Annotated in this window: 10 protein-coding genes; 5 read left to right on the plus strand and 5 right to left on the minus strand. The window is 71.6% G+C overall.

Annotation, left to right across the window (positions count from 1 at the left end; all coding sequences use genetic code 11):
• Positions 1 to 8 precede the first annotated feature (8 nt).
• The 3 genes from ABIE38_RS00170 to serC form a co-directional block, all read right to left on the minus strand.
• Entirely contained in the window at positions 9 to 905 is an 897-nt protein-coding gene (locus ABIE38_RS00170) for a DUF6928 family protein (protein WP_354053462.1), read from the minus strand.
• Between the two features lie 8 nt (positions 906 to 913).
• Positions 914 to 1,798, minus strand: coding sequence for a septation protein SepH (gene sepH / locus ABIE38_RS00175; protein ID WP_354053463.1), 885 nt, complete (start codon positions 1,796 to 1,798; stop codon positions 914 to 916).
• A 168-nt stretch (positions 1,799 to 1,966) separates the two neighbouring features.
• Entirely contained in the window at positions 1,967 to 3,091 is a 1,125-nt protein-coding gene (serC, locus tag ABIE38_RS00180; protein WP_354053464.1) for a phosphoserine transaminase, read from the minus strand.
• Positions 3,092 to 3,180: 89 nt separating this feature from the next.
• On the opposite strand from serC, the gene pdxH reads away from it, so the two are divergent.
• The 3 genes from pdxH to ABIE38_RS00195 all read left to right on the plus strand — a co-directional run bounded on the left by pdxH (position 3,181) and on the right by ABIE38_RS00195 (position 5,680).
• On the plus strand, positions 3,181 to 3,846 hold the full coding sequence (pdxH, locus tag ABIE38_RS00185; protein WP_354053465.1) for a pyridoxamine 5'-phosphate oxidase: 666 nt from the start codon (positions 3,181 to 3,183) through the stop codon (positions 3,844 to 3,846).
• A 156-nt stretch (positions 3,847 to 4,002) separates the two neighbouring features.
• Entirely contained in the window at positions 4,003 to 5,292 is a 1,290-nt protein-coding gene (locus ABIE38_RS00190; RefSeq protein ID WP_354053466.1) for a citrate synthase, read from the plus strand.
• Positions 5,293 to 5,323: 31 nt separating this feature from the next.
• On the plus strand, positions 5,324 to 5,680 hold the full coding sequence (locus tag ABIE38_RS00195; RefSeq protein WP_179524671.1) for an FKBP-type peptidyl-prolyl cis-trans isomerase: 357 nt from the start codon (positions 5,324 to 5,326) through the stop codon (positions 5,678 to 5,680).
• Positions 5,681 to 5,765: 85 nt separating this feature from the next.
• Here the strand turns inward: ABIE38_RS00195 and ABIE38_RS00200 are convergent, their stop codons facing one another.
• Together ABIE38_RS00200 and ABIE38_RS00205 are read right to left on the minus strand one after the other, a co-directional pair.
• Positions 5,766 to 7,685, minus strand: coding sequence for a propionyl-CoA synthetase (locus tag ABIE38_RS00200; protein WP_354053467.1), 1,920 nt, complete (start codon positions 7,683 to 7,685; stop codon positions 5,766 to 5,768).
• A gap of 62 nt (positions 7,686 to 7,747) precedes the next feature.
• Positions 7,748 to 9,274: a carboxyl transferase domain-containing protein gene (locus tag ABIE38_RS00205; protein WP_354053468.1), complete on the minus strand. Its 1,527-nt coding sequence runs from the start codon at positions 9,272 to 9,274 to the stop codon at positions 7,748 to 7,750.
• Between the two features lie 110 nt (positions 9,275 to 9,384).
• Between ABIE38_RS00205 and ABIE38_RS00210 the strand changes: the two genes are divergently transcribed.
• Together ABIE38_RS00210 and ABIE38_RS00215 are read left to right on the plus strand one after the other, a co-directional pair.
• Positions 9,385 to 10,131 (plus strand): enoyl-CoA hydratase, encoded by a 747-nt coding sequence (locus tag ABIE38_RS00210; protein WP_354053469.1) that lies wholly within the window; start codon positions 9,385 to 9,387, stop codon positions 10,129 to 10,131.
• A 108-nt stretch (positions 10,132 to 10,239) separates the two neighbouring features.
• Positions 10,240 to 11,877, plus strand: a complete 1,638-nt coding sequence (locus ABIE38_RS00215) for a hypothetical protein (protein ID WP_354053470.1) — start codon at positions 10,240 to 10,242, stop codon at positions 11,875 to 11,877.
• Positions 11,878 to 12,129: the final 252 nt, after the last annotated feature.

The following is a 12,129-nucleotide window of genomic DNA, read 5'->3' on the forward strand; positions in this document are numbered from 1 at the left end:
GCGGTGCGTCACCGGCGGTTCGCCAGACGACGGTTCACGGCCCCGCCGGCGCGCCGCACGGTGTCGCCGACGACGCCGGCGATCCTGCGGACGGCTCCGGCGACGGGGGAGGAGGCCCGCGCCACCGCGGGAACGAGTGGACCCCGTTCGTAGTCGTCCTCGGCGTAGGGGGAGGACGGGCTCCCACCGCTGGTCCGCGTGCCGGCGTCGCGTGTGTTGGCGGCGTGGAGTTCGGCTCGACCGGGAGAGCCCACGACGTGGACCGCGGCGCCGGTGGGCGCGGTGCGCTGGCGGACCTCCCGCCGGCCGTCGGTGGCGAACCCGTGCACGGGGACGTCGAGGCCGCCCGGGGAGAGATCGAACCCCAGCCAGTCGCGGTGGGCGGCGTGCAGTAGCGACGACGGCGCGAAGGGCAGGGCGAGCGGGGTGTCGGCCCCGGAGTCCAGGGGGAACTCACCCGCCCAGTAGGGCCGCTCGAACGGTAGAGGCATGCCCTCGTCCTCGACGATCCGGTCGTCGGCCCCGGCGAACGAGCGCACGAGTCGGCCCGATTCCCAGCGGGCGAACCCGCTGACCCCGTCGTCGGGGTCGTGCGAGAACAACAGGACCGTGGGCGCCTCGACGAGACGGAGCCACGTCTTGTCGGTCGCGGAGGGCAGGACGGGCTGCTCGAGTTGGGTCTGGAGAACGGTCAACCCGGGGTACGACCCCACGTAGACCTCCCCGGGACCCGTCGATGCCGACCGGTTGAGGGGGAACATCCCCAGCGACGCGACGGTGACGGTCGGGTAGAGGCGGGAGAGCAGACGCCGGGCGAAACCGGGGTCCGAGGGGTGGCCGGACCTGATGGGGGCGGACGGGTCATCGGTGCCCAGATACCAGAAGGTCGCGACGTGGTGGCCCATGACAGGTCTCAGTCGTCCTTACCGCGGACACCGAGCAGGACGTCCTCCCAGGAGGGCATGGTGGGATGCCGGCGGGTGGTGCGGCGTTCGGGCTCGGCCGGCGGGTGCTGGAGGAAGTGGTCGTCGACAGAGCCCACCGCGGCGGGCGGGTCGGACGACGGGGCGGGCTCGGCCGGAGCGTGCGACTGCTCGATCGTGGCGGTGTCGGGTTCCCTCCGCTCGGGTCGGACCGGGGTCGGCACGGAGCGGATCGGAGGAGGGCCCGGGGGGAGCGGGGGAGGGGACGAGACGGTGCGCAGGGCGGTGGCGCGGGACGGGTCGAGGATGCGCCGGGCCTCGTCGTCGAGTGCACGGGCCGAGCCGCCGTGGGAATCGGGGACGAACGACCACGTCGCCGATGCGTCGTCGGACAGGCCTGCGGGCCAGGAGGTCCGCACGATCCACCCGCCGGTGCGGTCGCGCCAGGCGTCCCACGCGACGACGTCCGGGTCCACACCACGATGATCGAGTGCGGACTCGACCCGCTCGGCGAGTGTGTCGAGTGCGGGTCCGTCGGGAAGGACCGGGTGCGACGCCCGGGCGAGATCGGCGGCGTTCGCGCGCTCGAGGAGCACGGGGACCGCGAAACCCTCGATCCGGGACATCGGGACGCCGGCGTCGGCGGCGACGTCCTCGGGGGAGGCGCCGTGGCGGATCCGATCCTGGATCTCGCGTGGGCGCAACGTGCCCGTCACGGGCACCCGCCGGGACTCCTCCGTGGGTACGGACTCCCCCCGCGCGGCGGCGCGGAACCTGTCGTCGAGGGGGAGGGCCAGCGTCTCGCCAGAGTCCGGGAGCTCACATTCGACCACGGACGAGTCGGCGTCCACCCCGATGATCCTCAGCTTCCGCATACCGCCTCCTCGACTCCTCGTGGGCCCGTGGGCGGCTCGAACGGCGCGTGCCCGGGTCCTGGGCGTTCCCCCCATGGTAGGTCAGCGCAGCCCACCCGGCGCGGTGACGGGCCGGGTGGGCTGCGGAAAAACCGTGGGTGGGCGCCCGGGGCGGGCCGCGGTGGAGGGTCAGCCGAGCTGGCCCACCACGTGGTCGATGCACCGGGTCAGCTGCGAGACGTCCTCGGGGTCGATCGCCGGGAACATCCCGATGCGGAGCTGGTTGCGGCCGAGCTTGCGGTACGGCTCGGTGTCGAGGATGCCGCCCGCGCGCAGGGTCTTGGCCACCTTCGCGGCGTCGATGCTCTCGTCGAGGTCGATGGTGCCGACGACCTGCGAGCGGTGGGCGGGGTCGGAGACGAACGGCGTGGCGTACTCGCTGGCCTCGGCCCAGTCGTACAGGCGGGAGGACGAGTCCCGGGTCCGCTCGACGCACCAGTCCAGACCGCCCTGGGTGTTCATCCACTCGATCTGGTCGGCGAACATCAGCAGCGTGGCCACGGCCGGGGTGTTGTAGGTCTGGTTCTTGGAGGAGTTGTCCACCGCGGTGGGCAGGGACAGGAAGTCCGGGCACCAGCGGTCGGTGGCCGCGATCTCGGCCACGCGCTCGAGGGCGGCCGGGCTCATGATGGACACCCAGAGGCCGCCGTCGGAGGCGAAGCACTTCTGCGGCGCGAAGTAGTAGACGTCGGCGTCAGAGATGTCGACGGGCAGCCCGCCGGCTCCGGAGGTGGCGTCGATGGCGACGAGTGCGTTCTCCGAGCCCGCCGGGCGGGTCACGGGGACCATCACACCGGTGGAGGTCTCGTTGTGCGCCCAACCGATGAGGTCCACCGACGGGTCCGAGGTGGGCTCGGGAGCCGACCCGGGCTCGGCGGAGATGACGATCGGGTCGGCGAGGAACGGCGCGCCCCCGGTGACCTTGGCGAACTTGGAGGAGAACTCGCCGTAGGTCAGGTGGAGGGACCTCTCGCGGACCAGGCCGAACGCCGCGGCGTCCCAGAACGCGGTGGTGCCACCGTTGCCCACCACGACCTCGTAACCCTCGGGGAGGGAGAACAGGGAGGACAGGCCCTCGCGGACCCGGCCGACGACGTCCTTGACCGGCGCCTGGCGGTGGCTGGTGCCCATCACCGAGGTGGCGGCGGCGGAGACGGCCTCGATCTGCTCGGGGCGGACCTTGGACGGGCCGCAGCCGAACCGTCCGTCCGCGGGCTTGAGGTCGGCGGGGATGGTGGGCAGCTGATCGCTCATGCTCTTGGGGTGCCGTTCCTTGTGGTGGGATTTCTGAATCGCCACCATCCTAGTCGGGGGCGCGCCGGGCCCGGAGTAGCGTCTGGGTCATGGAGGATCCCGCACTCGAGCCGGCCGACTTCGACACGATGCGGGTCGGTTACGGCCTGAACGCGAGCCTGGACGTGGGCGATCTGAACGACGACTGGGTCCCGTTGTTCGCCGCGTGGCTCGACGAGGCCGGGCGCCGGGGGGTTCGCGAGCCCAACGCCATGGTGCTCGGCACCGTCGGTGCCGACCGCCGGCCGTCGACCCGGACGGTGCTGTGCAAGGGGGCGGACGAGCGGGGCCTGACCTTCTTCACGACGACGAGTTCGCGCAAGGGCGAGCAGTTGGCACAGTCCGGCTACGCGTCCGCCACGTTCCCGTGGTTGGTGGTGGAGCGGCAGGTGCACGTGGAGGGCGAGTGCCGACCGCTGGACCGGGCGGACTGCCTCGCCTACTGGCGCACGCGACCCAGGGGGTCCCAGGTGGCGGCGTGGGCGTCCGAGCAGTCGCAACCGGTGGACTCCGTCGAGGAGTTGACCTCGCTCTACGCGATCGCGGAGAACCGCCTGGCGGACGTCGAGGAGATCCCGATGCCCGACAGGTGGGGTGGGTACCGCCTCCGCCCGGACCGGGTCGAGTTCTGGCAGGGGGGCCGGGACCGGTTCCACGACCGGGTCGAGTGCCTCCGGGGTGAAGGAGGGTGGACGGTCCGGCGACTGCAGCCCTGACGCCCGCCGATGCCGCGACGCCGCCCGGCAAGCGGGGCCCGGGGGGAGCGGACCGGTGCACGCTTCGAAGTGATGGCGACCGTCACGGTAGGGTGTGGCACAGCACATTCGTGGCGGGACATGGCCGCCGGGACCAGTCGTCGGAGAGGGAATCGCGTGACCGCAGGCTCGAACGGTTCGGACCGCAATGCAACACTGTCCTACCCCGGCGGTGAGCTCGAACTCGATGTGGTGGAGGCGACCTGCGGAAGCGACGCGGTGCAGCTGGGTTCTCTGCTGGCCAAGACGGGGATGACCACCCTGGACGTCGGGTTCGTCAACACCTCCGCGTGTACCTCCTCGATCACCTACATCGACGGCAACGAGGGCATCCTCCGGCACCGCGGGTACCCGATCGACCAGCTCGCCGACAACGCCTCGTTCCTCGAGGTGTCCTACCTGCTCATCTATGGTGAGGATCCCACCGAGGCCCAGCTCGCCGAGTTCACCGAGAAGGTGCTCGGGGAGACCGCGCTGCCCGGCCAGATGATGCCGTTGCTGCAGGCGTTCCCGCGCGACACCCACCCGATGCCCGTCTTCTCCGCCGGCGTGAGCCTCTTCGGCACCCACGGGGACGACCTGGACATCGACGACCCCAAGGCCGTCGACCTGGCCACCGCCCGCCTGCTGGGCCGTGGACCGACGCTCGCCGCCGCCATCGAGCGCATCCGCTCCGGCAACGAGGCCGTCGACCCGGATCCCTCGCTCGGGTACGTCCGCAACTTCCTCCGCATGAATTTCGGGCCGGACTACGAGGTCACCGACGAGGTCGCCGACGCCCTGGACATGCTGCTGGTGCTCCACGCGGACCACGAGCAGAACTGTTCCACCTCGACCGTGCGTATGGTCGGCTCCTCGGAGGCACCGCTTTACGCCTCGATCACCGGCGGCGTCAACGCCCTGTACGGACCGCTTCACGGCGGCGCCAACCAGGCCGTGCTCGAGATGCTCGAGAGGATCGAGTCGGAGGGCGGGGACGCCACCGACTACATGGACCGTGTCAAGAACAAGGTCGACGGCGTCAAGCTCATGGGCTTCGGGCACCGCGTCTACAAGAGCTACGACCCGCGCGCCCAGATCGCCAAGAAGCACGCTCACGCGCTGCTGTCCCAGAGCAACGACCCCCTGCTCGAGATCGCGCTCAAGCTCGAGGAGACGGCACTGGCCGACGACTACTTCGTCGAGCGCAAGCTCTACCCGAACGTGGACTTCTACACCGGCCTCATCTACCGCGCGATGGGTTTCCCCACCGAGATGTTCACCGTCCTGTTCGCCCTCGGCCGGATGCCCGGATGGATCGCCCACTGGCGCGAGATGCGAGAGGATCCGTCCACCAAGATCAACCGCCCGCGCCAGGTCTACACCGGCCCGGCCGAGCGGAGCTTCACCCCGATCAGCCAGCGCTGAGCCCGGGAACCGGACTCCAGGAGGAGACACCATGGACAAGCCCGAGATCGACAGGCCGACGGGCCCCGCGCCCACTGACCTCGTCAGCGAGGACCTCACGGTGGGGGACGGCGCCGAGGCGGTGGCCGGCGGCAACGTCACCGTCCACTACGTCGGTGTCGACTACGAGACCGGCGAGCAGTTCGACTCCTCGTGGGACCGCGGCGAGTCCATCACGTTCCCCCTCAACGGCCTCATCCAGGGATGGCAGGAGGGGATCCCGGGCATGAAGGTCGGCGGTCGCCGCCAGCTGGTCATCCCGCCCGACAAGGCCTACGGCACCTCCGCGGCCCTGCACCCGCTCGGAGGGAAGACCCTGGTCTTCGTGATCGACCTGCTCGAGGCCTGATCCGGCCCGTCGTACGACTCGAGAACGCCCCGACCCCCGCGTGGGAGTCGGGGCGTCCTCGTGTGCGGGGCCCGGCCCGAGCGCCCTACCCCTCCTGCCGGAGGAACGGTGCGAGTGCCTCGAGCACGGCCGGGTCCTCGATCGTCGACGGGACGGTGACGTTCTCCTGCCCGTCCGCGATCTGCCGCATCGTCTTGCGCAGGATCTTGCCCGAGCGGGTCTTGGGCAGGCCCTGCACGACCGTGCAGTCGCGGAAGGTGGCCACCGCGCCGATCTCCTCGCGGACCATCGCCACCAACTCGGCGCGCAACTCCTCCGGGTCGCGGACCTGACCGGACTTGAGGACCACGTAACCGACCGGCCGCTGACCCTTGAGCTCGTCCTTCACCCCGATGACGGCCGCCTCGGCGACGGCGGGATGGGTGGCGATCACGGCCTCCATGGAGCCCGTCGACAGGCGGTGTCCGGCGACGTTGATCACGTCGTCGGTCCGGCCCATCACGTAGACGTACCCGTCGGAATCGACATACCCGCCGTCCCCGGTGGAGTAGTACCCGTCGAAGACGGACATGTACGAGGAGATGAACCTCTCGTCGTCGTCCCACAGGCCCGACAGGGTGCCCGGCGCCATCGGGAGGCGGATCGCCAGGTTGCCCTCCTCCCCGGCGGGGAGGGGAGTGCCCCGGGAGTCCAGGACGTGCAGGTCGTACCCGGGCACGGGGACCGTCGGGGACCCGGGCTTGATCGGCATCGGCTCGAGTCCGCGCAGGTTAGAGGCGATGGGCCAGCCCGTCTCGGTCTGCCACCAGTTGTCCACCACGGGCTTGTCCAGCTTCTCCGTGGCCCACCGGTAGGTGTCCGGGTCCAGACGCTCGCCCGCACAGAACAGGGTGCGCATGGCGGACAGGTCGTACCTGGCGATCTCACCGCCCTCCGGGTCCTCCTTGCGGATGGCGCGGACGGCCGTGGGGGCGGTGAACAGCGCGGTGGCCCGATGCTCGGCGAGTACCCGCCAGAACGCGCCGGCGTCCGGGGTACCGACTGGCTTGCCCTCGTAGATGATGGACGTCGCGCCCACCAGCAGGGGCCCGTACACGATGTAGGAGTGCCCGACCACCCAGCCGACATCCGAGGCCGTCCACCACACCTCCCCGGGGCGGACCCCGTAGACGTTCCACATCGACCACGCCAGCGCGACCGCGTGGCCACCGTTGTCGCGGACCACGCCCTTGGGTAGGCCCGTCGTCCCGGAGGTGTACAGGATGTAGAGCGGGTCCGTCGCCCTGACGGGGACCGGCGCGGCCGGTTCCGAGGCGTCGACGGCCCGGTCCCAGTCGGTCCAGGTGGTGCCCGGGGTCTCGGGGAAGCTCTCGTCCGGGAACTGGTCCGGTCGGCCGGCCACGATCACGGCGCCCGGGGAGTGACGGGTGAGTTCCAGGGCCTTGGCGACCATGGGGAAGTAGGGGACCTTGCGGGTGGGTTCGATCCCGCCGGGCGACGTCACCACGACCTTCGGACGGGCGTCGTCGATCCGGATGGCCAACTCCGGCGCGGCGAAGCCCCCGAACACCACGGAGTGCACGGCACCGAGACGGGCGCACGCGAGCATCGCCACCGCGGCGCGCGGGACCATCGGCATGTAGATGACGACCCGGTCCCCGCGCCCCACGCCCTCGGCGGCGAGCACGCCCGCGAAGGCCTCGACCTGGTCCAGCAGTTGTGAGTAGGTGATGGTCTCCTTGGCCCCGGTCACCGCCGAGTCGTAGATGAACGCTGCCTGATCCCCGCGTCCCGCCTCGACGTGGCGGTCGATGCAGTTGTAGGAGGTGTTGAGCTCACCGTCGGGGAACCACCGGTAGAACGGGGGCCGCGAGCCGTCGACAGCGGTGGTGGGGGGAGTGGTCCAGTCGATCCCCCCGGCGGCCTCCAGCCAGAAGGCGTCAGGATCGGTGATCGAGAGCCGGTGGGCCTCGGCATAGGTCGACGAGGTCGTGGGGTCCGACATCGGGTGAGTCCCTCTCGTGCGGAGTGAAGCCCCCGATCAGCGCCGACGGCCTGTGACGCGCTTCACTCTAGTCTCAGGCCGAGGTCCCGATAGCGGGACATCCGCTCCGCGTACCTCCGCTCGGGGGGACGCCTCCGGACCTCGAGAAGAGCCGCGGCGACGGCGTCGGCCAGCCGGTCGCAGAAGGCGTCCGGCTCGTCCGCCGCGTCGGGTCGCTCGGGTACCACCACGTCCACGATCCCCGCACGCAGGAGGTCGGCCGAGGTGATGCCCTGCGACCGCGCCACCTCGGGCGCCCGGGAGGTCTCGTGGTACAGGATCGCGCTCGCCCCCTCGGGTGGGAGCGGGGCGAGCCACCCGTGTCGGGCGCACAACACCCGGTCGGCCGGGAGCATCGCCAACGCGGCACCGCCCGTGCCCTGGCCGAGGATCACCGAGACCGTCGGGGTGGGCAGCGTCACCAGATCGGCCAGGCTGCGGGCGATCTCGCCCGCGAGGCCGCCCTCCTCGGCCTCGCGGGACAACGCGGCACCGCGGGTGTCGATGAGCAGGACCAGCGGGACCCCGACCTCGGCGGCGATCCGCATCCCCCGCCGCGCGGACCGCAGCGCGGACGGGCCGAGCGGGCTCGTCTCGCTCTCCGCGTCACGGTCCTGGGCCAGCACGACCGCGGACTGGCCCCGGAACCGGGCGAGGGACAGCAGCAGGGATCCGCTGTCCTCGCCCTGCCCGGTGCCCGAGAGCGGGACCCGGTCCGGGGCGACGTGCTCCAGGAACGACCGGGCGCCGGGGCGGTCGGCGCGGCGGGAGCGGACGATGGCGTCCCACGCGTCCGGCGGTGCGGCGTCGTCGCTCTCCGGCTCGGGGACGGGACCGTGCGGCGGCGCCGGCTCGTCCTCGGACGGCGGGTCCTCACAGAGCACACGCAGTGCCCGGGCGGTGAGGTCCCGGACCTCCTCGGGAGGGAGCACTCCGTCGATCATCCCGCGGCGGGCGAGGTTCTCCGAGACCTGGACGCCCTCGGGGAAGGGCGCGTCGTAGAGCGCCTCGTACACCCGCGGCCCGAGGAACCCGATCAGCGCGCCGGGCTCGGCGACGGAGACGTGGCCCAACGAACCCCAGGAGGCGAACACGCCTCCGGTGGTCGGATGACGCAGGTACACGAGGTAGGGCAGTCCCGCCGACTTGTGCCCGGCGACTGCGGCGGAGATCTTGACCATCTGCAGGAAGGCGATGGTGCCCTCCTGCATTCGGGTCCCACCCGACGTCGGGGAGGCCAGGATCGGCAGCCGTTCAGCGGTGGCACGCTCGATCGCGGAGACGATCCGCTCGGCCGCCGCGATGCCGATCGACCCGGCCAGGAAGTCGAACTCGCAGGCGATGAACACGACCCGCCGGCCCAGCAGGCGCCCTTCGCCGGTGATGACGGACTCGTCCACCCCGGAGTCCCGCGCCGCGCGCTCGAGGGAGGCCTCGTAGCCAGGGACCGAGTCGACCTGGGGCGAGCGCAGCGGAGCGGAGTCCCAGGACCGGAACGAACCGTCGTCGAGGACCATGTCGAGGATCTGCAGAGCTCCGGTTCGTGCCATGGACGCATCGTACGGTGGGCGCGTTCACCAGCAGGTATCGTCGGTCGCGGGGTGCAGGGTAGTACCCCCGCGGCGCACCGGACCGCGACGTACCAGGAGGCCCCGCCGCCATGATCGACACACGCAGGGACGGTTCCGTCGCCGTCGTCACCATCGACCGGCACAGCACCCGCAACGCCCTCGACGCGGAGGTGTGTACGGCCCTGCGGGAGGCGATCGAGTCCGCGGGTGCCGCGGCCGAGGGTGAGGACCCGGTCCGCGCGATCGTCGTGACGGGGGCGGGGACGGCCTTCTGCGCCGGCGCCGACCTGTCCGGCGGCGTGTACAACCTCAACTTCTACGACGCCCACGCGGGGATGCTCAGGGCGGTCGAGTCGGTCCCGGTCCCCGTGATCGCGGCCGTCAACGGGCCCGCCGTGGGCGCGGGGGTCCAGCTCGCCCTGGCCGCGGACCTCCGCGTGGTGGCACCCGGCGCGGTCTTCGCCGTCCCCGTGGTCAAGGTGGGCCTCGCACTGGACAACTGGACGATCAAGCGGCTCGCCAACGTCGTCGGGGGCGGGCACGCGCGGTCGGTGCTCATGACCGCGCGCCCGGTCGGGGCGGAGGAGGCGGCCCGGATCGGGTTGGCCAACGAGATCGGCGGCCTGGACACCGCGATGGAGCTGGCGGCCGAGATCGCGCGATTTGCCCCGCTCAGCCTCCGGCACATCAAGTCCGTGATCAACGACGACGACGCGCGACTCCTGCCGCGCGACGAGCACACCGAGCTGCAGCAGCTGGCCTGGCACAGCGAGGACATGGCCGAGGCACGCGCCGCGCGCGAGGAGAAGAGGCCTCCCGTGTTCCGCGGGAGATGACCTGACCGTCAGCGGGGCCGGACGGATACCATTCCAGCGCCCGGATCCCGCCGACGTGGCGACTGGCATACGCCCCGGGGTCCGGTGACTGCAGGGGGAGAGCCGCGGATGGCCGCCAGGCACAGTGCGTCGACGCAGAGGGAGAGGTCGACGGCGCGCAGGGTCGTCCACGTGGGGTTGGGACTCCTGGCGGCGGTCCTCGTGATCGGGGTCGTGGTCGCGGGCCTGTCCAGGGCCGGGGTGGGAGGCTTCTGCGTCGACGCCGCCGATGTCACCGTGGCCGCCGAGCCGGATATCCTCGCGCACATCGAGACCCTCGCGGACGAGGCGGGGGGATGCTTTTCGTATGAGGTCTCGGCGGTCTCGTCCGCCGACATGGCGGCTCGGGTCGCCGCCCGTCAGTCCCTCCCGGACATCTGGGTCCCCGATTCGGCGATCCGGCTCGCGCAACTCTCCCAGGACGTCCAGATCCCGTTCGAGACCGTTCTCAACTCCACCGCGTCGACCCCGGTGATCATCGCCTCGCGTGGGCCCGGACCGGACATGCCCACGTGGACCTCGGCGCTCGCGACGCCGGGACTGGCGATGGGGGACCCGGTCCGGTCCGGTATCGCGGACGCCCCCATTCTCGCTGCGACCTCCGAGGTCGAGTCGATGCGCTCGACCCCGGAGGCGCTCGCCGCCTCCATGGCCGCGCTCGCGCAGGGCCAGGCGGGGCGCGTGGATGTGCCACCGACCGCCCGCGAGTTGCTCGACCGGGTGACGGTGACAGGCGGTGCCGCCATCGTGACCGAGCAGAACGCCGAGACCGCCCGACGTGACGCACCGGAGGCGGACCTCGTCCTGACCGCGCCGCGCACCGGTGCCGTGTTCCTCGGGTACCCCCTCGCCGTCACCACCCAGGACCCGGTGCGCAGGGACGAGGTCGTCGGAGCAGCCGAGGAACTGCGCGCCGCCACCGGCTCGCCCGAGTTCTCCTCCGGCCTCGCCGAGGACGGATTCCGGGTCGCCGACAGGTCACCGCTCGCCGGAGGGGCCGGGGTCGGGGAGGTCGAGGCCCTGGTGGTCCGCGACCCGAACCGCCTGCACGGCGCGCTCCAACGGTGGCGGCTGCTCGCCATGCCCGGACGGTCACTCGTTCTGGTGGACACCTCGGGCTCAATGGGGTTCGCCATGGCGGACACCGGGGTCACCCGGATCCGGACACTCGTCGAGACCGCCGACGCGGGACTCGCGCAGTTCCCCGACGACGCCGCTCTCGGTCTGTGGGCCTTCGGTGGGGACGCGGGCCTGGACGGGCGCCCCTACCGTGAGGTCGCCCCGATCAGCCGCCTCGACGTCCCCACCCCCGAGGGGAGCCACCGCGATTCGCTGGCGGGCGCCCTGGCGTCGCTTCCCGAGCTGGTCGGTGGAGGGACAGATCTCCACCGGACCGTGCTCGACGCCTACGCGGCGGTCCGGTCGGGCTACGACCCCGGCATGATCAACTCGATCATCGTGATCTCCGACGGGGCCGACGACACGGTGTCGGAGCTGACCCGGGACGAGTTCCTCCTCGCACTCCGGGAGATGGTCGACCCGTCCGAGCCGGTGATCGTGGTGACCGTCGGCCTGCTCGACGACGCCGACCCCGACACCCTGGCCGAGATCGCCCGGGTGACCGGGGGGAGCAGTCACATCGCGCAGACGACCGACGAGATCGTCCGGGTGTTCGCCGCCGCGGTCGGCCGACGGGGCGCTGCCTGACCCGCACTCCGACCCCCCCGGATTAGGTGGCTTCGCCCCCCGATAGGGGTGGTTTCACCAGTGCCTTTGCCTCTGCAGGCCCGCCGCGGCGGATTCACCTCGGCAAACCCTTGTGTCCCGTGTCACACTTCTCCCGTCCTAGTCTGTGAGGCGCATCACTACAGAGGTGTGGCTCGAGAGAACTGAAACGGAGGACCTCCGTGTCCCAACCAGCTGATCCCCCGGTGGGAGGATCGTCACGACGCAGCCCGG

Source organism: Dietzia sp. 2505, from assembly GCF_040546785.1.
Classification (GTDB): domain Bacteria; phylum Actinomycetota; class Actinomycetes; order Mycobacteriales; family Mycobacteriaceae; genus Dietzia.